This is a genomic window from Corynebacterium guangdongense (assembly GCF_030408915.1).
GTDB classification, from domain to species: domain Bacteria; phylum Actinomycetota; class Actinomycetes; order Mycobacteriales; family Mycobacteriaceae; genus Corynebacterium; species Corynebacterium guangdongense.
The window spans coordinates 2,409,444-2,434,427 of the sequence record NZ_CP047654.1; the positions used below are offsets into that span (position 1 = coordinate 2,409,444).

Here is a 24,984-nt window from a genome sequence, read left to right on the forward strand (position 1 = left end):
GGCTAAAGGATGTCGCCCGGGGTGTAGGCCGCGGCCTCCGGGTGCTCCTCGACCAGGTCGTTGATGCGGGCGATGACGCGGCCGGTCTGGGCCTCGGCGGCGCCGATGAAAGCGTGCTTGTCGGCCAGCGCCTGCTCCAGCTGGGCCTGGTCCAGCGGGAAACGCTCGTCTGCCACGAGGCGCTCGACCAGGTCCTGGCCGCCGCCGTTCTCGCGCATGTTAAGGGCCACGGCGACGGCGTGCTCCTTGATGATCTCGTGGGCCTCCTCGCGGCCCTGGCCGGCGCGGACGGCGGCCATGAGGATGCGGGTGGTGGCCAGGAACGGCAGGTATCGTTCCAGCTCGCGCTCGATCATCGCCGGGAAGGCGCCGAACTCGTCGAGAACGGTCAGGAAGGTCTCGAACATGCCGTCCATGGTGAAGAAGGCGTCCGGCAGGGCCACGCGGCGGACCACGGAGCAGAACACGTCGCCCTCGTTCCACTGCTGGCCGGAGAGGTCGGCGACCATGGTGAGGTAGCCGCGCAGCAGCACCTGCATGCCGCCGACGCGCTCGCAGGAGCGGGCGTTCATCTTGTGCGGCATGGCCGAGGAGCCGACCTGGCCCTCCTTGAAGCCCTCGGTGACGGTCTCGTTGCCGGCCATGAGGCGGATCGTGGTGGCCAGGGAGGAGGGGCCGGCGCCGAGCTGGACCAGGGCGGAGACGGCGTCGAAGTCGAGGGAGCGGGGGTAGATCTGGCCGACGGAGTCGAAGATGTGGCGGAAGCCGAGGAAGTCGGCGATCTCGCGCTCGAGGCTGACCAGCTTGTTGGCGTCGCCGCCGACGAGGTCGAGCATGTCCTGGGAGGTGCCCATCGGGCCCTTGATGCCGCGCAGCGGGTAGCGGTCGATGAGCTCCTGGACGCGTTCGACGGCGACGATCATCTCGTCGCCGGCGGAGGCGAATCGCTTGCCCAGGGTGGTGGCCTGCGCCGCCACGTTATGGGAGCGCCCGGCCATGACCAGGGCCTGGTACTGCGCCGCATGCTTGCCGACGCGCGCCAGCACCGCGACGGCCTTGTCGCGCACCAGGGTCAGCGAGCGGTGGATCTGGAGCTGCTCGACGTTCTCGGTGAGGTCACGGCTGGTCATGCCCTTGTGGATGTGCTCGTGACCGGCCAGGGCATTGAACTCCTCAATGCGGGCCTTCACGTCGTGTCGGGTGACGCGCTCGCGCTCGGCGATGGAGGCGAGGTTGACGTCGGCGATGACCGCTTCATAGGCGGCGATGGCGGCGTCGGGGATGTCGATGCCGAGGGACTTCTGCGCCTTCATGACGGCGATCCAGAGCTGGCGCTCCAGGATGATCTTGGCCTCCGGGGACCAGATCTCCGTCATTTCCGGGGATGCGTATCGGGTTGCGAGGACGTTCATGATGATGTTGTCAGCCACACCACCGATTATGGCATGACCACTAGCGACCCAGGTACTGCCCCAGTCGGCGGACCGCCTCGGCAGCCTCCTCCGCCGGGCCGCACAGGCTCAGGCGGACCCAGGAGTGGCCGTCCACGGGGTCGAAATCGACGCCCGGGGCGAGGGCCACGCCGATGGCGTCGACCAGCTCGCTGGCCCACGCTTCGGAGTCCTCGGTGACCGAGGAGACGTCGACCCAGAGGTAGAGGCCGCCGTCGGGTTCGGCAAAGGTGTCGAGGCCGATGCCCGGCAGGGCGTCGAGCAGCACCCGGCGGGTCTCGCGGTAGCGCTCCAGATGGCCGTCGAGTTCCTCGGTGGCCTCCGGGCTGAAGGCGGCGCGCCCGGCGATCTGGCTGATGGCCGGGGCGCACAGCGAGTGCGAGGCCTGCAGGTTCTCGACGGTCTCGACCAACGCGTCCGGGAGGATGAGCCAGCCGACGCGCCAACCGGTCATGGAGAAGTACTTCGACAGGGTGCCCACGACGATGGCGTTGTCGGAGAACTGCCGCGCCGTGACGGTCGGCTTGCCGAAGCTCAGGCCGTGGTAGTCCTCGTCGGAGATGAGCACCGCGCCGTGGGCGTCGCACCACTGCGCGATCTTCTCGATCTCCCCGGGGTCGATGATCGTGCCGGAGGGGTTGCCCGGGCTGGTGACCAGCACCGCTTTCGGTGGCTCGGGCAGCGCCTCGAGCATCGCCGCGGTCGGCTGGAAATTCGTCTCCGCGCCACAGGGCAGGTCGACGACGCCCACGCCGAGCGACTTGAGGATGTTGCGGTAGGCCGGGTAACCCGGTCGGGCCAGGGCGACGGTGTCGCCGATCTCGAGGGTGGCCAGGAAGGCGGCGACGAAACCGCCGGAGGAGCCGGTGGTGATGACGACGTTGTCGGGGCCGGTCTCCACGCCGTAGGTGCGGGAGTGCCAGTGCGCCACGATCTCGCGCAGCCCCCGGTCACCGACGACCTCGGTGTAGCCGAGCGGGGAATCGCGCAGGGCGGTCTCGGCGGCCGAGAGCACCGCCTCCGGCGCCCCCGTGGAGGGCTGCCCCGCGCAGAGCATGATGGTCTCCTGGCCGGCCGCGCGGCGGCGGTGGACCAGGTCCAGCATCTTCATGACACGGAAGGGCTCCACCACTCCGCGCCCGGCGATCAGCGTGCGGGCATCAGTCTGCTTGGTCATGCCCTCCAGCCTACGGCAGGGCGATGCGCCCCTCGACGGCCGGGAGTGCGATGTCGGTGCGGTAGACCGCGTCGGGGAACGTGATCTTGGCGACCCGTTCGTAGGCGACCGCGCGGGCCTCCTCCAGGGAGGCGCCGACGCCCATCACGTTGAGGACGCGGCCGCCGTCGGACACGTACTCGGTGGTCCCGTCATACAGCGTGCGAGACGCCGTGCCGGCGTGGAGGACCGCGTCGGCGTCGTCAAGCCCCTCGCCTGTGATCGGGGAGCCCTTGGTGGAGGACGCCGGGTAGCCGGCGGAGGCCAGGACGACGGTCAGGGCGTAGCCCTGCGCCCACTCCAGCGGGTGCTCGGCGACGTACTCGGCCAGCGTGCCCGAGGCCACGGCGTCGAGAACCTCGCCCAGCGGGGACCTCAGCAGCGCCAGGACTGCCTGGGTTTCCGGGTCGCCGAACCGGGCGTTGAACTCGATGACGGAGGGGCCCTCGGCGGTCCAGGCCAGGCCCGCGTAGAGCAGTCCGGAGTAGGGGGTGCCGCGGCGCACCATTTCCTTGGCCACCGGCACGCAGACCTCGTCGACGATGCGCTGGACGCCGTCGGCCGGCAGCCACGGCAGGGGGGTGTAGGCGCCCATGCCGCCGGTGTTCGGGCCTTCGTCGCCGTCGAAGACGCGCTTGTGATCCTGGGCCGGCAGCAGCGGGACGACGGTCTCGCCGTCAACCAGGCAGAAGAGGGAGACCTCCGGGCCGTCGAGGAAGGCCTCCAGGAGCACCGGGTTGCCGGAGGCGTGGACGGCCTCGACGTGGGTGCGGGCGGCGAAGCGGTCATCGGTGACCACGACGCCCTTGCCGGCGGCCAGACCGTCGTCCTTGACCACCCACATCGGGCCGAAGGAGTCGAGGGCCTCCTCGATGGTCTCCTCGGTGGCGCCCGGCACCAGCTGGAGGCTGCGTGCGGTCGGGACCTGGGCGGCGTCCATGACCTCCTTGGCGAACTGCTTGGAGCCCTCGATCATCGCGCCCGCCTTGTCCGGGCCGAAGACGCGGAAGCCGGCCTCGCGCAGGGCGTCGCCGACGCCGGCGACGAGCGGGATTTCCGGCCCGATGACGACGAGATCGGCCCCGACCTGCTCGGCCACGGCGACCATGGCGGCCGGATCATCGACGGCGCCCGCCTCCGGGTGGCAGGTGGCGACCTTGGTCATGCCGTCGTTTCCCGGGACGACGTGGAGGTCGGTCACGGACGGGTCCTTGGCCAGGCCGGTGAGAAGGGCGTGTTCGCGGCCGCCCGAGCCGATGACGAGAATGCGCATGCCCCTCAGCCTACCGACCTGCCGGGAGGCCCGAACGGATCAGCCGGAGGCCCGCTGGAAAAGAGCAGGTACTTGGGTACGCTGGGGAACCATGAGTAGCGTCTTCACGAAGATCATCTCCGGTGAGCTGCCGGGTCGTTTCATCTACCGCGATGACACGGTGGTCGCGTTCCTGTCGATCGAACCGGTCGCCTACGGTCACACGCTGATCGTCCCGGTCAAGGAGATCGACAAATGGACCGACATCGACCCGGAGCTGTGGGCCCAGATGAACGAGGTGGCCCAGCAGGTCGGCCGCGCCGTCATCGAGGCCTTCGGCTCCGAGCGCGCCGGCTACCTCCTCGCCGGCTTCGAGGTCCCGCACGCGCACATCCACGTCTTCCCGGCCAACGACATGTCCGGATACAACCTGGCCACCGCGATGCGCCCCGACGAGACCGATCCGGCCGCGATGGACGAGGCCGCCGAGCGGCTGCGGGAACTGCTCGACGTCGACGCGGACGGCCGCCCGAACCCCTGACCCCGGGGGTCAGCCCCGGCGGGAGGCGTCCGCCTCCTCCTGCTCCGGCTCCCCCGTCACGGCGTGGTCGCCCGTTGCCTGGGCCTCGCCGCCGTCCGGCAGGCTGGGGCGCGGGCCCATCTTCTGCGGCAGGCTGATGCGGAAGGTCGTGCCCTCCCCCTCCTTCGAGGCCACCTTGACGGTGCCGTCGTGCATCTCCACGAGGGAGCGGACGATGGCCAGGCCGAGCCCGGAGCCGCCGGTGCCCCGGAAGCGTGAGGAGTCCGCGCGGTAGAAGCGCTCGAAGATGTGTGAGGCGGTCTCCTCGCTCATGCCCCCGCCGTCGTCGATGACGTCGATGAGCTCGCGGCCCGGTTCGGCGGGGTCGCGGTGCAGTCGGATGGTCACGCTCGCCTCCTCGCCGCCGTGCTTGAGACCGTTGTTGATGAGGTTGGTGATCACCTGGTGGAGCCGGTCCGGGTCACCGTTGACGATGGGGATGCCGGAGGTGTCGTTGACGACCTCGATGCCACGCCCCGGCCACGCCGCCCGGCCGGACGCGGCCGCCGACAGGGTCAGCTCCAGCAGGTCGACGCTGGTCTTCTCCAGTCGGGAGCCTTCCGCGCGGGTCAGGGCCAGCAGATCCTCGACCAGCAGCTTCATCCGGCCCGATTCGGCGTCGATGCGGTCCATGACCAGGTCGACGTCTTTGGTGGCGCCGGATCGGTAGAGCTCGACGTAGCCGCGGACGCTGGTCAGCGGGGTGCGCAGCTCGTGGGAGGCGTCGCCGACGAAACGGCGCATCTGGGCCTCCTTGTCGCGGGCGATGTGCGCCGAGTTCTTCGCCGACTCCAGGGACTCCTGCAGCCTCGCCAGCATGATGTTGATGGACATCGACAGCTGGCCGACCTCGGTGTCCGGGGACCAGTAGGGCACCCGTCGGTGGATCTCGCCGGCGGAGATCGCCTGGGCGGTGCGTTCCACCTCGCGCAGCGGCTGCAGCGCGCGGCGGATGAAGCCGGCGCCGATCAGCGCCATCACCACCAGGGCGATCGCGCTGATCGTCAGCTGCACCGCGGACAGGCCGCCGAGCAGCTGGCGCTGGGAGGAGAGGTTCTTGCCGACGATGATGATCACGCCGGACTCGTTGACCGCCCCCATCGCGCGCCACTGGTCGTTGGAGGCGGAACCCGGCAGCGAGCCCACGGTCTGCGGGGGAGCCCCGACCTCGAGTTCGGTGAAGTCGGGGCGGGAACCGTCGTCATAGAGGAAGCTGGCCAGCCCCTCCGGGGTGATGGCGACGACGGAGAACTGCGTCGGCGGGCGCACCACCCCGGACTGGTAGATCTCGGGGTTCTGGGTCCAGCCGACGGCCGAGCTGCGCAGCTCCTCGTCGACCTGCTCCATGAGCACGCCGCGCATCGCGTAATGGACCGCCAGCGAGCTGCCCAGCAAGCCGATCGAGGACACGGCGACGAGCACGATGACCAACCAGACGCGCAGGGGCAGCGCCCGGCTGTGAATCAGCCGGGGGCCGCGGACGGGATGAGGGGTGTTCGGCACCTAGTTCAGTCCCGGGCTACTGGCGCGGGGTGCGCAGGACGTAACCGACGCCGCGGACAGTGTGGATCAGGGGCACGTCGCCGGTGTCGACCTTGCGGCGCAGGTAGGAGATGTAGGACTCGACCACGTTGCCGTCGCCGCCGAAATCGTAGTGCCAGACGTTGTCGAGGATCTTGGCCTTGGACAGCACCACCTCGGCGTTGAGCATGAGGTAGCGCAGGAGGTTGAACTCGGTCGGCGAGAGCTCGATGATCTCGCCGGCCTTGGTGACCTCGTGGGTCTCGTCATTGAGGGTGAGGTCCGCGTAGCGCAGGGTGGCGTCTTCGGTGCCGCTGGAGGCGACGTGGCCGCGGCGCAGGATGACGCGCAGCCTGGTGATGACCTCCTCCAGCGAGAAGGGCTTGGTCACGTAGTCGTCCGCTCCGATGGTCAGTCCGTGGATGCGGTCCTCCACGGCGTCCTTGGCCGTCAGGTACAGGACCGGGCCGTCCATGCCCTCCTCGCGGAGCTTGCCCAGCAGCTCGAAACCGTCCATTCCCGGCATCATCACGTCGAGGATGAAGGCGTCCGGCCGGAACTGGCGGGCGATCTCGAGCGCCTCCTGGCCGGACGTGGCGCTGGCGACCTCAAACTCCTGGAACTTCAGGCTGACGGTCAGCAGCTCGACGATGTTGGGCTCGTCGTCGACGACGAGCACCTTCACCGGGGAATTGGCTGCGCGATCATTCGTGTTGTCCATGTGGTTTCTGAGTCCGTCTTTCCGAAAGGGGTGGCGTTAACCCCTTCCAGTTAACAGGAGTCCTCTCCTTCCCCGCTTACCCTTCCCTGTTAGTTTGCTGTGCGCTCACCAGTTCGCATTCCCCGGATCGATCCCCTCCGCGCGCGCCTGCGCGTCGACGAGCTCCTTGAGATAGGCGCCGTGCCCGCGATAGGCCGCGTCGAAGCGCTCGTCGGCGGCGTACATGCGCGCCAGGATCACCTGCCGGTCCCGGTTCAGTTCGTAGAAGCCCTCGATGGAGGCCAGGTGCTTGTCGACGAGCGCTGCCGCCTCCGCCGTGCCCGGCGCGACCCCGCGCGCCGCGGCGTCGGCCAGCAGTTCCACGAACTCGGCTTGCCGACGCCGGAACGCCTCCCGGTCCCCCGCCGTGAATCCCCGGGCCCGCCGCTGCGACTCGTCCCACTCCGGCGTGCCGCCCCAGCGGGCCTCGGCCTCCTCCGCGTAACCGGGCCAGTCGTCGCCGAAGGCGTCGACGGTGTGTTCGGTGCTCATGTTTTCCTCCAGCAGGATGTCGATGGTGTCGTTCATGCGGCGCAGCCGGGCGATCTTCTCGCTGATCAGCCGCCGCTGGCGTGTGAGGTGTTCGCGGGCGCTGGCTGGCTCGGCAAGCACCCGCGTGATGTCCGCCAGCGCCATTCCGGCGCCGCGGTAGATGAGGATCCGCGCGCCCACCGCCAGGTCCTCGTCGCTGTAGAGGCGGTGGTCGGCAGTGGTGCGCCGGCTCGGGGTCAGCAGCCCGATCGAGTCCCAGTGCCGCAGGGTGCGGGTGGTGACCTTGAGGATGTCGGCGGCCTCGCCGATCGTGTGATCGCTCATGGGCACCATCGTGGCAGTTGCCGCGACGTCAAGCGCAAGCCGTGCCACCGGAATAGGATTTCACCCATGACGACAGCGCGTGCCACCGCCCTGACCGCCGGCGCCGGTCTTGCCCTCATGGCGGTGCTCGCGCCCCTGGCGGTCTTCCTCGCCCTCCCCGCCGGGCACACGACGGCGGCCGGCCTGCTGCTGGCCGTCGTCGTCCTGCTCGACGTCGTGGTGGCGGTCACGCTCTCCGACGTCCTCTCCCCCGGCGGCGGCCCGCTCGCCGTGGCAGCGGCGGGGCTGCGGCTGCTCTATGCGACGGTCTTCACCGTGGCCGTGGGCTTCCTCCTGCGCGGGGAGGTCGACACTTTCGAGCGGATCTGGGAACCCAGCCTCGGCGTCTTCGGGCTGCACCTGCTCGCCGTGGGCGTGCTCGGGTGGCGCACCGTCGTGCCACGCCTCATCGCCGCGCTGGTGTTCCTCGCCGGCGCCGGCTACCTCGTCGATGCGCTGCTCCCGCTGGGCGTGGAGGTCTCCGGCGTCTCCTTCGTCGGGGAGGTGGCGCTGCTGCTGTGGCTGCTCGCCCGGGGCGGGCGCGCCCGCCGCTAGGCGGGCACGCCTCCGTCTCAGGCCTGCGCCGGGACCTCGCGGGTCCAGACACGGTGCGCGGCCAGGAGGTCCTTGACCTCGTCCAGCAGCGCCGGCAGCGTCGCGCCGTCCACCACGCCGTCGGCATCGAGGTCGACGCCGGCGGCCGCCACGGCCGCGCGCGCGTCCTCGCGCAGGGCGATGGCCTTGTGGTGGCGGAAGGCCTCGTCGAGAAGCACCCGCGCCGCGGCCACCGGGGGAACGTCGGCGACGATGAGCGCGTCGAACTCGATGGAGCGGGCGGTGAGGTAGGTGCGGGACACGTCGACCTCGGAGTCGGCGAGCTTGCCGCCACGGGTGGAGATGACCAGCGGCACCATGCCCGCGTCGAAGACGGCGGACACGAGCTCGCCGATCTCCCCGGCCGGCGAGTTCTCGGTGGCGAGGATGCCGACCTGGCGACCGTCGAGGGGCCACGTCCCGCGCAGCTGCGAGAGCGCGGGGCTGGGCTCCACGTCGGCAAGCTCCACCGGCTCGGGCGCGGGCAGCCCGAGGTTGCCCGCGACGGTGGCGGCGAGCGTCTGATCGACGTTGGCGAGGACCGCGACGGTGCGCTCCTTGACGGCCTGCTCGTAGCACTTGCCCAGCTCGAAGCTGATGGCGTCGGCGAGGTGTTCCTGTTCCACCTCGCTCAGGCTCAGCCAGAACATGCGCGGCTGGGAGAAGTGGTCGTCGAAGGACGCCGGCTTCTTGCGGGTGATCTGGCCCTGTCGAATCTCGGCGGGGACGTCGATGAGCGGCGCGTCCTCGGCACCGGCCAGGAACGGGCAGCCCCCGTCGAGGGAATTCGGGTGGTAGGGGGCCACCCCCTTGTGCACCGCGGTCTGGTGGAAGCCGTCGCGGAACATGTCGTTGACGTCCGTGTGCGGGCGGTTGATGGGGATCTGGTTGAAGTTCGGCCCGCCCAGGCGGGTCAGCTGGGTGTCCAGGTAGGAGAAGAGCCGGCCCTGCAGCATCGGATCCTCGGAGACGTCGATGCCGGGCACCAGGTGACCCGGGTGGAAGGCGACCTGCTCGGTCTCCGCGAAGTAGTTGGAGGGGTTGCGGTTGAGGGTCATGGTGCCCACGATGTGCACCGGGGCGATCTCCTCGGGAATCAGCTTGGTGTCGTCGAGCAGGTCGATGCCCTCGAACATCGCCTCCCCGTCGTCGGGGAAGACCTGCAGACCCAGGTCCCACTGGGGGTAGGCGCCGGATTCGATGGCGTCGGCGAGATCGCGGCGGTGGAAGTCCGGGTCGGCGCCGCCGGTGATCTGCGCCTCCTCCCAGACCTGGGAGTGCACGCCCAGCTTCGGCTTCCAGTGGAACTTCACCAGGCTGGACTGCCCCTCGGCGTTGATCATGCGGTAGGTGTTGACGCCGAAGCCCTCCATCATGCGCAGCGACCGGGGGATCCCGCGGTCGGACATGTTCCACAGCGTGTGGTGGACCGCCTCGGTGTGCAGGGAGATGAAGTCCCAGAAGGTGTCGTGCGCGCTCTGGGCCTGCGGGATCTCCCGGTCCGGGTGCGGCTTGGAGGCGTGGATGACGTCCGGGAACTTGATGGCGTCCTGGATGAAGAACACCGGGATGTTGTTGCCCACCAGGTCCCAGACGCCCTCATCGGTGTAGAACTTGGTGGCGAAACCACGGGTGTCACGGGCGGTGTCCATGGAGCCGCGGCTGCCGAGGACCGTCGAGAAGCGGACGAAGACCTCGGTCTCCCGGCCCTTCTCGAACACCCCGGCCTTGGACACGGACGTGGCCGCCCCGTTGGCGACGAAGGTGCCGTGGGCCGCCGCGCCACGGGCATGGACGACGCGCTCGGGAATGCGCTCGTGGTCGAAATGCGTGATCTTCTCGCGCAGGTGGTGATCCTGCAGCAGCACCGGGCCTCGCTCACCGGCACGCAGCGAGTGGTCGGTCTCGGCCAGGCGGGCGCCCTGCGCGGTGGTGAGGAACCTGCCCTGCTGGGCGAGGTCCTCCTGCTCGACGGGGAGCTTCTTCCCGGTCGGCGTGTGCGGGGTCGGCCCGCTCTGGTCCGGCTTCGGCGGGGCAGGGTCGGTCGGGGTGGTCGGTTCCTCGACCTGCGGGGTGATGGAATTGGGCGCGCCCGGAACGACGTGGGCCGCGTCCTGATGCTTCTTGTCGGCGGATGAGGTCATGTCCGACTCCTTCCAGGAATCGATCGCGATGGTCTCGAGCTTTCGGAAGGTGACCCCGGTTACAGTGGGGGCCACTCCCGCCGAGCCTAGATAAAAATCTTTTTATTCGTTGCGCCCCGCCCCGGGAGGGCCCGCCCCACGCCCGAACGCGCAGTTCATCGCCCCGCCGACGGGAAAGAATTCGCCCCGGGCGCCCGCCCGGACCCGGCGAAGGCAGGTAGGGTCGGCGGCCACCCCACCCCCTACGGAGGTTCACATGCTGATCACCGACGTCACCGACGGCGTTCACCTGCTCCAGCACGGCAACGTCAACTGCTGGCTGATCGAGGACCAGGACGGCGACGGGCTCACGCTCGTCGACGCCGGCCTTCCCGGCGCCTGGCGGCACCTGACGGAGGGGGTGCAGTCCCTCGGTCACCGGATGGAGGACATCCGCGCCCTCGTGCTCACCCACGCGCACTTCGACCACGTCGGCATGGCCCGGCGTCTGGTGAGACAGCTCGGCCTGCCGGTCTACGCCCACAGCGCCGACCACGAACTCGCCGCCCACCCGTTCCGGTACGCGCACGAGAACCCCATCGCGCCCTATCCGCTGCGCCACCCGCGGGCGGTCCCGCTGCTGGGCTCCATGCTGGCGGCCGGCATGCCGTTCGTCCGGGGCCTCGACGACGTCCGGCCGCTGCAGGTCGACGCCGAACTCGACGTGCCCGGCCGGCCCAGGGTGATCGCCACGCCCGGGCACACCCACGGCCACGTCGCGCTGCACCTGCCGGAGCGTGACGCCGTGATCACCGGCGACGCCCTGGTGACGCTGGACCCCTACACCGCGCGGCGCGGACCCCGGCTCGTGGCCGGCGCCGCGACGGCCGACGAATCCCGGGCGCTGGCCTCGCTCGACGCGATCGCCGAGACCGACGCCCGGCGGGTCCTGCCCGGCCACGGCATGCCCTGGACCCGGGGCGCGCGCACGGCGGCCGAACTCGCCCGCAAGAACGGCATGGCCTAAGCGGCGGGGACGCCGGGCGTCGGCAAGCGAAATCCCCGGGCCAGTAACGCCTGCCCCGGGGATGGAAGAGCTGGAGACGAGACTCGAACTCGCAACCTACGCATTACAAGTGCGTTGCGCTACCAATTGCGCCACTCCAGCGGAAACGCCGGTCACGGGGACCGGGTTCCAATAATAACGGAGACCGTCACAGGGGCGTGAATTACACGTCCCGGGCGATCAGGTCCGTCAGCGGGGTCGGGCTGATCAGGTAGGGGGCGACCTCGAGGACCGTGAAGGCGCCGGACTGGCCCTGTTCCTTCAGGCGGTGCGCCGCGCGCGCGTAGGCGATCTGGACGGCCGCGGTGAAGTCCGGGTTGCGCTCCAGCTTCAGGACGTACTCGATGGTGTGGTTGAAGCCGCCGGTGTCGCCCGCGGTGATGACGTGGCCACCGTGGGGCATGCCGGTGTGCTCGGCGTCGAAGGTCTCCTCGTCGATGACGTTGATCTCGACGTTCTCGTAGGGGGCGAAGTAGTCCGGCATCTCGCGGATCTCCTTCTTGATGGCCTCGGCGTCGGCGCCCTCCTCCAGGACGATGAAGACCTGGCGGGCATGGGTGTTGTAGCCGGTCAGGTCGGCGGCCTGGCGGTTGCGGGCCTTGTCCAGGGCGGTTTCGTCCGGGAGGGTGTACTGGACGCCCTTCTTGACTCCCTCGACGCGACGGACGGCGTCGGAGTGGCCCTGGGACAGGCCCGGGCCCCAGAAGGTGCGCTGCTCGCCGCCCGGCAGCAGGGCCTGGGCGTAGACGCGGTTGAGGGAGAACATGCCCGGGTCCCAGCCGGTGGAGACGATGGCGACGGTGCCGGCGGCCTTGGCGGCGGCGTCCATGGCCTCGTAGTGGCGCGGGACGTCGTTGTGGTTGTCGTAGGTGTCGACGGTGCTGGCGTGCTTGGCGTATTCCGGGGCCAGGGAGGGCATGTCGGTGGCGGAACCCAGGCACAGCAGCGCCACGTCGAATTCCTTGGCCTCGGCCTTGGCGGCGAAGTCGTCGGTGGACCACACCGGGGCGTCGGTGTCGAGGGAGTCACGGCGCGAGAACACGCCGACCAGCTCCATATCCGGGGCCTGGGCGAGCAGCTTCTCCGCGGACCTGCCCAGGTTGCCGTAGCCGACGATCGCGGCCCTGATCTTTGCCTCTGCCATGATCTTTACCTCCAGGGGGGTTGGTTGTCCGTTGTCGGTTGCCCAGTGTACGCCCGAAACCGGCTCTCACCTATCGGTCGACCAAAATTAAAGCTAGGGAGTAGTGCGCCACCCCAGGATGCGGGTGGGCGGCGCGCTTGCCGACGCGCTATCGTTTCACCAACACACCCGACGGGAGGAGAGCATCGGTGGCCCCATGGACTGACACGCTGCGCTCCCTTCTCGGCGTGTCCGGACGCATCGCGACCATCGACTCCGCCCGCGCCGCCCCGCCGCCGTCGCCGCTGGCCCCGATCGACCTCACCGACGCCAGCCAGGTCGCCGGCGTGATGGAGATCGCCGCCCGAATCGGCGACATCCTGCTCGCCTCCGGCACCGCCAACCGTGACGCCGCGGCGCAGATGCACACCGTGACGACGGCCTACGGCCTGCACTACGTGCACATCGACATCACCAAGAACACCATCACGATGTTCACCACCATCGGCCAAGAGCGCCGCCAGCCGATCACCGTGTTCTGGGTGACCCGCGGCCTGGACACCGACTTCTCCAAACTCACCGAGGTCGACCGCCTCATCCGCTCCATCCGGGCCGGCGCCACCCCGCCCGCCGTGGCCGAGCAGATCCTCAACGAGCTGCGGGCGAAGCCGGCCAACTACGGCATGAAGAAGGCCATCTGGGGCTGGGGGATGCTCGGCGGCGGCGTCGCCTTCATGCTCGGCGGCGGGCTCGTCGCCATCGTCACCGCCTGGCTGCTGAGCATGGTGATCATCGCCGCGAACACGCTGCTGGGGCGCAACGGCCTGCCGGTGTTCTTCCAGCAGATCCTGGGCGGGGTCATCGCCACGGTCCCCGCCGCGGTGACCTACGCCTTCGCCGGCTCCTTCGGCGTCGAGATCTCGCCGAGCCAGATCATCGCCTCCGGCATCATCGTGCTGGTGGCCGGCCTGTCCCTGGTGCAGTCGCTGCAGGACGGCATCATGGGCGCCTCGGTGACCGGCTCGGCCCGCTTCTTCGAGACGATGCTGCTGACCGCGGGCATCGTGGCGGGCGTCGCGCTGGGCATCCAGATCTCCGACGTCGTGGCCATGCCGCTGCCGCCGATGGAGACGCAGGCGCCGGCGAACTTCGCCTCGGCCGTGGTCAAAATCCTCGGCGCAGGGGTCATCTCCGCCGGCTTCGCGATCGCCATGTTCGCCGAACGTTCCGCCGTCGGCATCTCCGGGCTCTCCGCCATCACCGGAATGAGCTTCTACCACCTCCTCTTCCGGCCGATCGGGATGGGCGACGTGGCCTCCGCCGCCTTCACCGCGACCATCATCGGCCTCGCCGGCGGCCTACTGGCCCGCCGCTTCCTCATTCCGCCGGTCGTCATCGCGATCTCCGGCATCACGCCGATGCTGCCCGGACTCATGCTCTACCGCTCGATGTACGCCCTGCTCAACGATCAGATGCTCGTCGGCTTCACCAACCTGTTCATCGCGCTGGCCACGGCCGGCGCGCTGGCCGCCGGCGTGGTCCTCGGCGAGTGGATCGCGCGCAAGCTGCGCCGACCGGCCCGCTTCCACCCCTACGCCGCGTTCCGGGCCAGGCGCCGGCCCACCTTCCGCAAGTCGCCCCGCAGCTACCGCCGGGTGCGTCGGAGCGGCCAGCGGTAGCGTAGACTGGCCTACCTGTAAGTGTGGCCTATCGCCGTGACGCCATGCGTTCACCGCGTCGCCGCCCCCGATCACGCAGGAGGAAAACGTGCCGCCCAAGATCTACGACACTCGCCCGACCCAGGAAGAGATCGAGTCCATCGAGGCCGAGATCGCCCAGAACGCGCGTGCGGTGGTCGCCACCTTCTCCGAGGACTACTTCGACGGCGTGACGCTGATGAGCATGCTCGGCGTCGAGCCGGAGGGCCTGGTCTACAAGTACGTCGCCGAGGAGCTCGGCCCCGCCGAGGAGGAGAAGCCGGCCACGAAGGCCGCCGCGAAGAAGACGACCAAGAAGGCCGCCGCAAAGAAGACCACGAAGAAGACCACCGCCAAGAAGACGACGGCCAAAAAGGCCGCCGCCAAGAAGACCACGAAGAAGACCACCTAGTTCTCCATGAGCGGCGACAACGATTTTGTGGTGGTGGCCAACCGCCTGCCGGTGGATCTGAGCACCGCGGCGGACGGCACCCAGACCTGGTCCCCCTCGCCGGGCGGCCTGGTGGCCGCGCTCTCGCCTGTCCTGGAGAAACATTCCGGCTGCTGGGTTGGCTGGCCGGGGGTGGCCGACGCCGCCCCGGAGCCCTTCCACACCGAGGGCGGGGTGCTCCTGCACCCGGTGCCGCTGACGGCGGCGGACTACGAGGCGTTCTACGAGGGCTTCTCCAACGCGACCCTGTGGCCCCTGTTCCATGACCTCATCGTCACGCCCCACTACGAGCGGGCGTGGTGGGAGGTCTACCGCGACGTCAACGAGCGTTTCGCGGCGGAGGTCGACAAGGTCGCCGCCCCGGGGGCGACGGTGTGGGTCCAGGACTACCAGCTGCTGCTGGTGCCAGGCATCCTGCGGCAGACCCGCCCGGACCTGACCATCGGCTTCTTCCTGCACATCCCCTTCCCCGGCGCGGATCTGTTCCGGCAGCTGCCGTGGCGCGAGGAGATCGTCCGGGGGCTGCTGGGCGCGGACCTGATCGGGTTCCACCTGGAATCCTACGTGGCCAATTTCCTGGAGCTGGTCTCCCAGGTCGCGGGCCCGCTCGGGTCGCGCATCGGCCAGCCCGACACCCTCATCGTCGAGGGCACGCCGGCCACCCGCCGCGTCGGGGCGCGCATCACCGCCTCGGACGGGCGCAGCGTCGGCGTCGGCGCCTTCCCGATCTCGATCGACCCGGCGACGCTGGGCGCCGCCGACGACGCGGCCGTCGAGAAGCTCCGCGCGGAGCTGGGCCATCCCGCCACGGTGCTGCTCGGCGTCGACCGCCTCGACTACACCAAGGGCATCCTCCAGCGACTGCTGGCCTTCGAGGAGCTGCTGGCGTCCGGCTCGCTCGCCCCCGAGGACGCGGTGCTGGTGCAGATCGCGACGCCCTCCCGGGAGCGGCTCGAGCATTATCGACGCACGCGCTCCGCCGTCGAGGAGGCCGTCGGCCGCATCAACGGCACCTTCGGCACGATCAGCCGCCCGGTGGTGCACTATTTCCACCGCTCCCTGCCGAAGCAGCAGCTGCAGCACTACTACCGCCTCGCCGACGTCATGGTGGTCACCCCCTTCAAGGACGGCATGAACCTGGTGGCCAAGGAGTACGTGGCCTGCCACGGCGACGGCTCCGGCGCGCTGGTGCTCTCCGAGTTCGCGGGCGCCGGCGTCGAGCTGCACCAGGCCCACCTGTGCAACCCCTTCGACATCGACTCGATCAAGCGCGCGCTGCTGGGCGCGGTGCGCGGTTTCCAGTGGGAGCCGGAGGCGATGGCCGAGCGCATGACCGCCATGTACGAGCAGGTCACCGCCCATGACGTCGATCTGTGGGCGGGCAGCTTCCTGGACTGCATGCGCGAGGCCGGCCGATGAGGCGCCCGCTCGTCCTGCTCGCCGCGGCCATCGTGCTCAGCGCCTGCGCCCCGGACCCCGCCCCGGTGGAGGGCTCGCTGATCGGCCAGACCTGGCAGGTCACCGACATCTACACGACGCCCGAGGCGCCGTCGACGGTCTCGGGTTCCGCCGCCGGCGCCGTCCAGCTCGTCTTCGGCGAGTCCAGCGCGACCGGTTCAACCGGTTGCGCACCCATCCAGGCCGAGGCGACCTTCCTGGCCGGCCGGGACCCCGACTCCGCCCCCGTGCCCGCCGACGAGGCCGAGGCCGTCGTCTTCAGCGACGTGGGCATCCCCGATCCGGGCGAGGCGGGCGTGGCCTGCGAGGGAACCCGCGCCTGGGCCCACGAACACATGACGGGCCTGCTCACCGAGGGCGCGACCTTCGACATCGAGGCCGTCTCCCCCGCCGAAATGGTGCTGACCCTGCGCGGGGACGTCGTGGACCGCCCCGCGCTGCGCCTGGCCACCCGCTAGCTAGAGTGGAGCGCATGCAGCTCGCGAGAACCGACCGCCTCCTGATCGTCGCCGACTTCGACGGCACCCTGGCCGGCATCGTGCCCGACCCGTCGAAGGTGCCGGTCAACCTCGCCGCCTGCGAGGTGCTGGACCGGCTGGCGCAGCTTCCGGACACCACCGTCGCGGTGCTCTCCGGCCGCGGCCTCGAGGATCTGAAGAGCGTCTGCCCGCTGCGCGCCCCGGTCACCCTCGCCGGCTCCCACGGGGCCGAGGGCGAGCACGGCGTCGAGCTCACCGGGGACATGCGCGCCCGCCTCGACCTCGTCGGCGCGCGCCTGGGCGCCCTCGGCATCGAGGGCGCCTACGTCGAGGAGAAGCCCTTCCAGCGGGTCTTCCACGTCGCCCCGCTTGCCGACGCCGACCCCGCCGCCGCCGAGGCCGCCCTGGCGGCCGCCCGCGCGGTCGATCCGGCGGGCACCACCGTGGCCGGCGGCAAGAACATCGTGGAATTCTCGGCCGCGCGGGTCACCAAGGGCGACTGGATCGCCGCCAAGCGCGCGCAGGTCGGGGCCACGGCGACGGTCTTCATCGGCGACGACGTCACCGACGAGAACGGCTTCGCCGCGCTGGGCCCCGGCGATCTCGGCGTCAAGGTCGGCCCCGGCGAGACCCTGGCCACCCGGCGCGTCGAGTTCGGGGCCGGCGTCACCGACTTCCTGCAGGAGCTGTTCACCGCCCGCGCGGCGCGCTGACCGTCGTGCCCGGGTGGAACGTGGTCGGCAGCAGCGTGCGCTGCGGCGGCCGCGGGGCCGGCTGGTCGGCCACGCGGGCGTCGACAAGCGTGCCCAGCAGCGCCCCGGCCTCCGCCCCCTTGGCCTTGTTCGGCTGAACGACGGTGGTCAGACCGCGGGTGAGCGCCAGGTCGACGCCGTCGAAGCCGGTGACCGAGAGATCCCCGGGCACCGACCAGCCGCGCGAACGCGCGTAGTCGAGGACCCCGAAAGCCATGGAGTCCGTCGTGCACAGCACCGCGGTCAGATCCGGGTTCGACTCCAGCAATTCGCGGGCCCCGTCGACGGCGGTGGCGTGGTCGTTGTGGTGGCGCACGACGACCGGGACCGCGGCGGGGTCGAGGCCGCCCGCGGCGAGCTCGGCCAGTGCCCCGCGGATGCGGCCGCGCTGCACGTGCAGCGTCGCCCCGTCCAGGTCACGCACCGGGCCGTCGTGGCGGACGCGGGTCAGGCGCTTGCCGAGGACGCCGATGCGGCGGTGCCCGGCGTCGAGGAGCGCGCGGGCGGCGGGGCGGATGGCCGCCTCGTCGTCGATGCCCACGTAGGGCAGATCCGCGACATCGTAGGGCTGGTCGCAGATGACCGTCGGCAGTCCGGAACTGCGCACGGCGGTGAGGTTGGGCTCGTCGGCGGCAACGGAGTAGACGATGAACCCGTCGACCACCGCCCGCGAGATCAGCGGGCTCGCCCGACCCGGCCCCTCCGGGCCGACCGGGACGAGCGTGAGCATGTTGTCCGTGCCGTAGGAGGACTCCGCCAGGCCGGCGAGAAAATCCACCGAGGCCAGGTCCTCGAAGGCGTAGGCCAGATGCTCGGTCATCAGCACCCCGATCGCGCCGACCCGCCGGGTGCGCAGGGAACGCGCGGTCGGATCCGGCCCCGGGTAACCCCGGGCGGCCGCGGCGGCGAGGATCCTCTCCCGCAGCGCGTCCGAGAGCTGATCGGGCCGGTTGTACGCGTTGGAGACCGTCGTGCGGGACACGCCCAGTTCAGCGGCCAACGACGCCAGTGTTCCGCGGCGGGGCGCTCGGGGTGGTGTCATGCGGGTCAATCTACCGGAGGCCCCGTTTTCAACACATTTTCAAGTTGACAACTGTTTTCAATAGGGGTTGATTAGGATCATGACTCCGACGCCCCGCACCGCCACCCTCGCCGCCGTGACCGCCGCCGCGCTCCTGCTCGCCAGCTGCTCCCCCGCCACCGGGGCCGCCGGGGACGCCGAAGGCACGGCCGGCGCCGCCACCATCGTCGCCTCCACCGCCATCTGGGCGGACGTCGCCCAGGCCGTCGCCCCGGACGCGGACGTCAGCGCCATCGTCGGCGACGCCAACGTCGACCCGCACAGCTTCGAACCCTCCGCCGCCGACCTGGCCCGCGCCGCCTCCGCGGACGTCGTCGTCGCCAACGGCGGCGGCTACGACTCCTGGCTCTACCAGGTCGTCGACCAGGACAAGATCGTCCACGCCCTCCCGCTCGTCGACGGCCACGGCCACGACGCCGAGGACGAGCACGCGGACGAGCCCCCCGCCGAGGACGAGCACGCCGACCACGGCCACAGCGTCGAGGGCGGCCTCGACACCGTCGACGGCAACGAACACATCTGGTACGACACCGACGCCGTCACCCTCGTCGCCGAGGACATCGCCGGCACCGTGGGCGGCGACGCCTCCGCGGTCGTCGCCGACATGGCCGAACTCAAGACCAGGATCGAGGCCCTGCCGCCCCTGCGCGTCGCACAGACCGAGACCATCGCCGACTACATCATCGACGATTCCCCGATGACCGACGTCACCCCGGCCGGCTACCGCCAGACCCAGCTCAACGAGGGCGAGCCGACCGCCGCCGACCTGGCCGCGTTCCTCGACCTCGTCGAGGCCGGCGAGGTCGACCTGCTGATCTACAACCCGCAGACCACCACCGACCTCACCGGCCGGATCCGCACCGCCGCCGAGGACGCCGGCGTCACCGTCATCGAGCTCGGCGAGACCCCGCCCGCCGGCACCGACTTCCTCACCTACTTCCGGCAGGTGGTCGAGGAAATTTCGGCCGCCGCGCAGTAAAATAATCCCATCTGCACCGGCCACACCTGCCCAGGGTGGCCGGCACAGCCATTTCCTCCTTCCCCGAAAGCACCCATGCACCTGCGTTTCCACGACGCCGCCATCGACCCCCTATGGTCCGGCCTCAACCTGGAGGTCGGCCCCGGCGAATTCATCGCCGTCCTCGGCCCCAACGGCGCCGGCAAGTCCACGCTGCTCAACGTCATCCTCGGCCAGCGCCAGCTGACGCATGGCTCGATGGACCTCGACGCCCGGGTCGGGTTCATCCCCCAGCAGCGCATGTTTCCGCGCAACCTGCCGATGCGCACCCGCGACCTGGTCAGCCTGTCCCTGGGCCACGGCGTGCTCAGACGGCGCCGCCCGGCGCGCGCCGAGGTCGACGCGCTGCTGGCCGCCGTCGGCGCGACCGGCATCGCCGACCAGGCCGTCGGCACGCTCTCCGGCGGCCAGCAGCAGCTCATCCGCCAGGCGCAGGCGCTGGCCAACGACCCGCAGCTTCTGCTCGCCGACGAACCCCTCCTGTCGCTGGACGTCGCCCGCCAGCAGGACGCCGTCGAAAAGCTCGACGCGCGCCGACGCGAGCACGGCACGTCCGTCCTCTTCGTCACGCATTCCGTCAACCCGATCATGGACGTCGTCGACAAGGTCCTCTACCTGGCGCCGAACGGGCACATGCTCGGCACCGTCGACGAGGTCATGACCTCGGAGGTCCTGTCCAGGCTCTACGGAACCGACGTCGAGGTCGCCCGCGTCGCCGGCCGACTGGTGGTGATCTAGATGCCGCAGCTGCTCACCGACACCGTCGCCCTGCTCGGCGTCGACTTCGTCCAGAACGCGATCGTCGCCTCCGCGCTCCTGGGCCTGCTCTCAGGCGTGATGACCAGCCTCATCGTGCTGCGGCAGATGTCCTTCAGCGTCCACGCCACCAGCGAACTGGCCCTGATGGGCGCGGCCGCCGCACTGCTCTTCGGCCTCAACGTCGGCTTCGGCGCGGTGGTGGGCGCCATCGTCGCCGCCGTGGTCCTGGCGGTGCTGGGCATGAAGGGGCAGCAGGATTCCGCGATCGGCGTGGTGATGAGCTTCGGCATGGGGCTGTCGGTGCTGTTCCTGCACCTCTACCCCGGCAATTCCTCGACCGCGATGAGCCTGCTGACCGGCCAGATCGTCGGCATCTCGATCGGTTCGACCTGGCAGATGGCGATCGTCACCCTCATCGTCGTCGCCACCGTCGTCATCTTCTGGCGCCCCATGCTCTTCGCCTCCGCCGACCCGGCCATGGCCAGGGCCGTGGGCGTGCCCGTCGGGGCGATCTCGATCCTCTTCGCGGTACTCGTCGGCCTCGCCAGCGCGCAGTCCGTCCAGATCGTCGGTGCGCTGCTGGTGATGGCGCTGCTGATCACCCCGGGCGCGGCGGCGGCGGAGATCACCTCCTCCCCGGTGCGCGCGGTGTTCTGGTCGATCCTCTTCGCCGAGCTGGCGGCGGTCGGCGGCTTCCTCCTCTCGCTGGCGCCGGGCCTGCCGGTCAGCGTGCTGGTGACCTCGATCTCCTTCGCCATCTACCTCCTCGCCCGCGTCATCGGCGGGGCCCGGCGCCGCCGCACCAGCCGCGACGAGGTCCGCGCCGGCGAGCGCATGGCGCAGGAGCACCACCACTGACGGCGGCCGCGCCCAGGACCAGCAACGCCCCGATGCCCTGCAGCCCGGGCGAGTCGTCCCAGCCGCCGTAGAGCACGGCGGCGACGCCGAGCAGTATCACGGATACCGCCAGCAGCCGCTTCACGGCGCGTCGTCCTCGGGAACCCACTCCAGCAGGTCACCGGGCTGACACTCGAGGACCCGGCACATCGCTTCCAGGGTGGCGAAGCGGATTGCCTTGGCACGGCCGTTCTTCAGCACCGAAACGTTGGCCGGCGTGATGCCGACCCGCTCGGCGAACTCCGTGACGCTGAGTTTGCGCTTGGCCAGTTCCACGTCGAGTCGGACGATGATCGCCATCAGATCACCCCCGCGAGGTCGGTGCGCAGCTCCGCCGCCCGGCGCAGCAGTTCGCGCATGACGACGATGAGCAGCACGAGCACCGCGCCAATCAGGGTGATGCCGATGAGCATCATCGGCATGCCCGGATCACGCAGCTCGGGGGTGCGGTAGATGTGGACGATCAACGCCGCGTTCACGGACGCGAGCAGCGACCACCCGCCCAGGAAGGTCCAGACGATCACGTCCACCCACCGGAGGGATTCCGCCGTGAAGATCCGGTCCTGCTGAATCAGGGTGAGCAGCCGCCAGATGCAGATGATGACGATCTGCAGGCACAGCGCCGCCGCCTCCCAGAAGACCAGCTGGGGCCAGCGCCAGGGATCTGACGGGGGCGAGGAGCGGAATTCGCCGGGAAAGGACAGGAACTGAGCCACGAGGAGGCCGAGAAAGACCACGGCGAGGAGAATGCGAAGCGGAAGGACCAATCGAGTTACGGTTGCCATCCATCGATCATCGACCGGATCATATCGAAAGTCAATCGGTAAGATGATCCGCATCGCCCCGAGCCGCGCGGTCGGGTGCATGTTCAGCCGTGGCCTTCCGCCACCCGGCGGGCACCAGTGGATCTGCCCGCCGATGCGGGCCAGTCGGCCGCGTCTCGGTGGGGCGTTGGGGTCGTCGTCGTTGACGCCGTTGTGGTACCGGCACGCCATCGACATGTCCCGGACGTTAGTTTCGGCGCCGTTGACCCACCCGTCGAGGTGGTGGCCCTGGCATTTGTCGGCGGGTTTGCCGCAGCCCTCCCACGGGCAGACGGGGTTCTCGGCGGCGAGCATGAGGCGCTGCTTCTCGTTGGCGAAACGCTCGAGGCGATAGGCGTCGACGGGGCCCTCCAGCGGGTGGACGAGGACGGCGAAGTCGTGTTCGGCGAACTTCGCCTGCACGTAGTCGCGGCCGGTCATGCGCGAGCCGTCGGTGCGCCCGATGAGGGTGTCGCCGGCGCCGTCGTTGGCGCGGAGGATCTCGTCGAGGTCGTCGAGCGCGATGATCGCGGTGGTGCTCAGCTGCGGGGTGTTCGCGCCGCCGCCCAGGACAAGGTCGTGGAAGGCCCGGGCCGGGTCGTCGGCGTCGCGCAGCTGGGCGCGGATCCCGGCGATGACGTGCTCGGCGTCGGTGTAGTGCAACGTCGACTGGCGTCGCGCGGGCCGGTGGCTGACGCTCAGCGAGCGGCGCGCCGCCGGCTCGTGCGCGGCGTTGAGCTCGGCGACCCGGGCCCGGCCCTGCTTGTCGACGTCCTCGTAGGTACCGGACAGGGCGCACAGCTGGCGGCGCAGGGCCCAGGCGCCCGAGGCGTCGACAAGCGAGCGGGCGTGCCTGTCGATCATGCGCAGGGTGTCGAGGGAGTGGCCGTTGCGGCAGGCGAGGCGGACGGCGTCGGCCTGTTTGCGGGGCGAGCGGGTGGGGCCGAACCAGGTGTCGGCGGCGCGCCGCCAGGACGCAGCCACGGAGCGGGGCAGTCCGCGGCGCATGAGGTCGGGGGTCGACAGCCCGACGACCTCCTGCAGCAGGTCCATGCCGTGCCGCTGGAGGTGCCGGATGCTGTCGAGAAGCGCCATGGCCCGCACGCTAGCCGAACCCGGCATTAGACTCGGGCACATCCGCCCGCCCCTGTGGACAACCCGGGTTATCCACAGTTTCAAAGGAGATCCGTGGCCACCAAGAACATTGACCCCCAATATCAGCTACTGATCCGCTTCATGTACCTGTCGGTGGCCGCGGCGCTGGTCACGATGGCGCTCAAGGCCGGCGCGGCCTGGGTGACCGGCTCCGTCGGCTTCCTCTCCGACGCGCTGGAGTCGGGCGTGAACCTGGTCGCGGCGGTCGTGGCGATCATCGCGCTGAGCATCGCCGGCCGGCCGGCCGACGAGAACCACCACTTCGGGCACGGCAAGGCGGAGTACTTCTCCGCGCTGGTCGAGGGCGCGATGATCCTCGTCGCCGCCGTCTCCATCATCTGGTCGTCGGTCAACCGCCTGCTGAACCCGCAGCCGCTGGAGTCGGTCGGCGTCGGTCTGCTGCTGTCGGTGCTGGCGGGACTGGTCAACCTCGCCGTCGGCGTGTTCCTCATCCGGCAGGGCCGCGCGCACCGCTCCATCACGCTGGAGGCCGACGGCAGACACCTCATGACCGACGTGTGGACCACCGCCGGCGTGCTCGTCGGCATCGTGCTGGTGTGGCTGACCGGGTGGAGCTGGCTCGACGCGGCCATCGCGCTGTCCGTCGGCGTCAACATCCTGTTCACCGGCTGGCATCTGCTGCGCGACTCGTCGACGGGCCTGCTCTCTCAGGCGATGCCACCGGAGGACATCGACCGCCTCGAGGCCATCACCGGTGAACTCACCGCCGAGATCAGCGCGCGCGTCACCGACACCCGCACCGTCGCCTCGGGCCGCCACCGCCACATCTTCCTCACCGTGGAGGCGCCGGCGGACATCTCACTGCTGCAGGCGCACAACCTCACCGACGCGCTCGAGATGGCGGTCGAGGCCGAGTTCACCGACGCCGACGTATTCATCCACGTGGAGCCGCAGGATTAGGGGCGCCGGCGGGAGCGACTACTTGGCGACGCGGCGCTGACGCGCGAACTCGCTGAGGACCACGCCCGCGGCGACCGAGGCGTTGAGCGACTCGACCCAGTCGGTGGTCGGGATCGACATGATGACGTCGCAGGTCTCGCGCACCAGGCGGGAGATGCCCTTGCCCTCGGAGCCGACGACGATGACGACCGGGTCGGTGCCGCCGTCGTAGGTGTCGAGCGTGTGCTCGCCGCCCGCGTCCAGGCCGACGACCTGGTAGCCGTTCTGCTGGAACTCCTTGAGCGTGCGGGTCAGGTTCGTCGCCTTGGCCACCGGCAGGCGCGCCGCGGTGCCCGCGGAGGTGCGCCAGGCCACCGCCGTCACCGAGGCGGAGCGGCGCTCCGGGATGATGACGCCGTTGCCGCCGAAGGCCGCGACGGAGCGGATGACCGCGCCGAGGTTGCGCGGGTCGGTGATGTTGTCGAGGACGACGAACATGCCCGGGGTGGCCTGGTCGGCGGCGTTCTCGATGAGCTCGCGGACCTCGGCGTACTTGTACGGCGGGATCTCCAGGCCGATGCCCTGGTGCAGGGTGTTGCCGACCAGGTTGTCGAGCTCGATGCGCGGGACCTCGCGGATGGCGATGCCGCGGGAGTTGGCGATGGCGACGGCCTCGGAGAGACGGTCGTCGTTGCCGGTGCCGTGGGCGACGACGAGCGCGTTGGCCGGGACCTTGGCGTGGAGGCACTCGATGACCGGGTTGCGGCCGACGACCAGCTCGGTGGTGGTGTCACGGGTGTGGCGGCCCGAGTCGCGGCGCTGGCGCTCGACCTTGCGCTTGTGGGCCGCGTGGTAGACGCGGTCCTCGGCCTTCGGGGTCGCGCCCTTGCCCTTGAGGCCGCGGCGGCGCTGGCCGCCGGAGCCCTTGATCATGCCCTTCTTGTCGGTCTTACGGGCGTTGGGGTTTCCGGTTCCTGCCATGTGGGTGCTTCT

At 70.2% G+C, this 24,984-nt stretch carries 23 protein-coding genes, 1 tRNA gene and 1 pseudogene; 12 read left to right on the forward strand and 13 right to left on the reverse strand.

The genetic code is table 11. From position 1 onward, the window contains the following. Positions 1–2: 2 nt before the first annotated feature. The 3 genes from purB to purD all read right to left on the reverse strand — a co-directional run bounded on the left by purB (position 3) and on the right by purD (position 3,940). Entirely contained in the window at positions 3–1,439 is a 1,437-nt protein-coding gene (gene purB / locus CGUA_RS11365; protein ID WP_374725077.1) for an adenylosuccinate lyase, read from the reverse strand. A gap of 13 nt (positions 1,440–1,452) precedes the next feature. After that, positions 1,453–2,562, reverse strand: a complete 1,110-nt coding sequence (locus tag CGUA_RS11370) for a pyridoxal phosphate-dependent aminotransferase (RefSeq protein WP_290198384.1) — start codon at positions 2,560–2,562, stop codon at positions 1,453–1,455. A gap of 76 nt (positions 2,563–2,638) precedes the next feature. Beyond that, a complete protein-coding gene (gene purD, locus CGUA_RS11375; RefSeq protein WP_290195742.1) occupies positions 2,639–3,940 on the reverse strand; it encodes a phosphoribosylamine--glycine ligase in 1,302 nt (433 codons plus the stop codon). A gap of 91 nt (positions 3,941–4,031) precedes the next feature. Here purD and CGUA_RS11380 point away from each other — a divergent pair, with 91 nt between their 5' ends. Continuing rightward, the gene (locus tag CGUA_RS11380) at positions 4,032–4,460 is read left to right on the forward strand and encodes an HIT family protein (RefSeq protein ID WP_290195745.1); all 429 of its coding nucleotides are present in this window, start codon (positions 4,032–4,034) and stop codon (positions 4,458–4,460) included. 9 nt (positions 4,461–4,469) lie between these two features. Here the strand turns inward: CGUA_RS11380 and CGUA_RS11385 are convergent, their stop codons facing one another. The 3 genes from CGUA_RS11385 to CGUA_RS11395 form a co-directional block, all read right to left on the reverse strand. Further along, positions 4,470–6,002, reverse strand: coding sequence for a sensor histidine kinase (locus tag CGUA_RS11385; RefSeq protein WP_290195747.1), 1,533 nt, complete (start codon positions 6,000–6,002; stop codon positions 4,470–4,472). 16 nt (positions 6,003–6,018) lie between these two features. Then, positions 6,019–6,741, reverse strand: a complete 723-nt coding sequence (locus CGUA_RS11390) for a response regulator transcription factor (protein WP_290195749.1) — start codon at positions 6,739–6,741, stop codon at positions 6,019–6,021. A gap of 105 nt (positions 6,742–6,846) precedes the next feature. Then, complete coding sequence (locus tag CGUA_RS11395) at positions 6,847–7,596, reverse strand: MerR family transcriptional regulator (RefSeq protein WP_290195751.1); 750 nt, start codon at positions 7,594–7,596, stop codon at positions 6,847–6,849. Positions 7,597–7,662: 66 nt separating this feature from the next. Between CGUA_RS11395 and CGUA_RS11400 the strand changes: the two genes are divergently transcribed. Continuing rightward, on the forward strand, positions 7,663–8,190 hold the full coding sequence (locus CGUA_RS11400; protein ID WP_290195753.1) for a DUF4386 family protein: 528 nt from the start codon (positions 7,663–7,665) through the stop codon (positions 8,188–8,190). A 17-nt stretch (positions 8,191–8,207) separates the two neighbouring features. Here the strand turns inward: CGUA_RS11400 and CGUA_RS11405 are convergent, their stop codons facing one another. Beyond that, positions 8,208–10,373, reverse strand: a complete 2,166-nt coding sequence (locus tag CGUA_RS11405) for a catalase (protein ID WP_290198385.1) — start codon at positions 10,371–10,373, stop codon at positions 8,208–8,210. Between the two features lie 256 nt (positions 10,374–10,629). On the opposite strand from CGUA_RS11405, the gene CGUA_RS11410 reads away from it, so the two are divergent. Then, on the forward strand, positions 10,630–11,379 hold the full coding sequence (locus CGUA_RS11410) for an MBL fold metallo-hydrolase (RefSeq protein ID WP_290195756.1): 750 nt from the start codon (positions 10,630–10,632) through the stop codon (positions 11,377–11,379). Between the two features lie 68 nt (positions 11,380–11,447). Here CGUA_RS11410 and CGUA_RS11415 read toward each other — a convergent pair. Together CGUA_RS11415 and CGUA_RS11420 are read right to left on the reverse strand one after the other, a co-directional pair. Then, positions 11,448–11,520: transfer RNA gene (locus tag CGUA_RS11415), tRNA-Thr, on the reverse strand. Between the two features lie 61 nt (positions 11,521–11,581). Continuing rightward, complete coding sequence (locus CGUA_RS11420) at positions 11,582–12,562, reverse strand: diaminopimelate dehydrogenase (protein WP_290195758.1); 981 nt, start codon at positions 12,560–12,562, stop codon at positions 11,582–11,584. Positions 12,563–12,750: 188 nt separating this feature from the next. On the opposite strand from CGUA_RS11420, the gene thrE reads away from it, so the two are divergent. From thrE to otsB, 5 genes are all read left to right on the forward strand, one after another. Next, positions 12,751–14,220 (forward strand): threonine/serine exporter ThrE, encoded by a 1,470-nt coding sequence (gene thrE / locus CGUA_RS11425; protein ID WP_290195760.1) that lies wholly within the window; start codon positions 12,751–12,753, stop codon positions 14,218–14,220. Positions 14,221–14,308: 88 nt separating this feature from the next. Then, a complete protein-coding gene (locus CGUA_RS11430; RefSeq protein ID WP_290195762.1) occupies positions 14,309–14,650 on the forward strand; it encodes a hypothetical protein in 342 nt (113 codons plus the stop codon). A 6-nt stretch (positions 14,651–14,656) separates the two neighbouring features. After that, positions 14,657–16,108, forward strand: coding sequence for an alpha,alpha-trehalose-phosphate synthase (UDP-forming) (locus tag CGUA_RS11435; protein WP_290195764.1), 1,452 nt, complete (start codon positions 14,657–14,659; stop codon positions 16,106–16,108). Further along, entirely contained in the window at positions 16,105–16,605 is a 501-nt protein-coding gene (locus CGUA_RS11440) for a hypothetical protein (protein ID WP_290195766.1), read from the forward strand. The genes CGUA_RS11435 and CGUA_RS11440 overlap by 4 nt, the downstream gene beginning before the upstream one ends. 14 nt (positions 16,606–16,619) lie before the next feature. Continuing rightward, a complete protein-coding gene (otsB, locus tag CGUA_RS11445) occupies positions 16,620–17,339 on the forward strand; it encodes a trehalose-phosphatase (protein WP_290195768.1) in 720 nt (239 codons plus the stop codon). Here otsB and CGUA_RS11450 read toward each other — a convergent pair. Continuing rightward, a complete protein-coding gene (locus tag CGUA_RS11450; protein WP_290195770.1) occupies positions 17,317–18,420 on the reverse strand; it encodes a LacI family DNA-binding transcriptional regulator in 1,104 nt (367 codons plus the stop codon). The two genes, otsB and CGUA_RS11450, sit on opposite strands and share 23 nt — an antisense overlap. Positions 18,421–18,499: 79 nt before the next feature. Here CGUA_RS11450 and CGUA_RS11455 point away from each other — a divergent pair, with 79 nt between their 5' ends. The 3 genes from CGUA_RS11455 (at position 18,500) to CGUA_RS11465 (ending at position 21,094) form a co-directional block, all read left to right on the forward strand. After that, positions 18,500–19,438: a metal ABC transporter solute-binding protein, Zn/Mn family gene (locus CGUA_RS11455; protein ID WP_290195773.1), complete on the forward strand. Its 939-nt coding sequence runs from the start codon at positions 18,500–18,502 to the stop codon at positions 19,436–19,438. Positions 19,439–19,513: 75 nt separating this feature from the next. Continuing rightward, entirely contained in the window at positions 19,514–20,215 is a 702-nt protein-coding gene (locus CGUA_RS11460) for a metal ABC transporter ATP-binding protein (RefSeq protein ID WP_290195774.1), read from the forward strand. Continuing rightward, the gene (locus CGUA_RS11465) at positions 20,216–21,094 is read left to right on the forward strand and encodes a metal ABC transporter permease (protein ID WP_290195776.1); all 879 of its coding nucleotides are present in this window, start codon (positions 20,216–20,218) and stop codon (positions 21,092–21,094) included. A gap of 120 nt (positions 21,095–21,214) precedes the next feature. Here the strand turns inward: CGUA_RS11465 and CGUA_RS11470 are convergent. Both CGUA_RS11470 and CGUA_RS13215 read right to left on the reverse strand, forming a co-directional pair. Then, positions 21,215–21,454: pseudogene (locus CGUA_RS11470) on the reverse strand (helix-turn-helix domain-containing protein); the annotation flags it as partial. Then, on the reverse strand, positions 21,433–23,073 hold the full coding sequence (locus tag CGUA_RS13215; protein ID WP_310169333.1) for a DUF2975 domain-containing protein: 1,641 nt from the start codon (positions 23,071–23,073) through the stop codon (positions 21,433–21,435). The pseudogene CGUA_RS11470 and the gene CGUA_RS13215, both read right to left, overlap by 22 nt. A gap of 99 nt (positions 23,074–23,172) precedes the next feature. Between CGUA_RS13215 and CGUA_RS11480 the strand changes: the two genes are divergently transcribed. Then, a complete protein-coding gene (locus CGUA_RS11480) occupies positions 23,173–24,012 on the forward strand; it encodes a cation diffusion facilitator family transporter (protein WP_290198387.1) in 840 nt (279 codons plus the stop codon). Positions 24,013–24,030: 18 nt separating this feature from the next. Here CGUA_RS11480 and rlmB read toward each other — a convergent pair whose 3' ends face one another. Further along, entirely contained in the window at positions 24,031–24,972 is a 942-nt protein-coding gene (rlmB, locus tag CGUA_RS11485) for a 23S rRNA (guanosine(2251)-2'-O)-methyltransferase RlmB (protein WP_290195778.1), read from the reverse strand. Between the last annotated feature and the right edge of the window lie 12 nt (positions 24,973–24,984).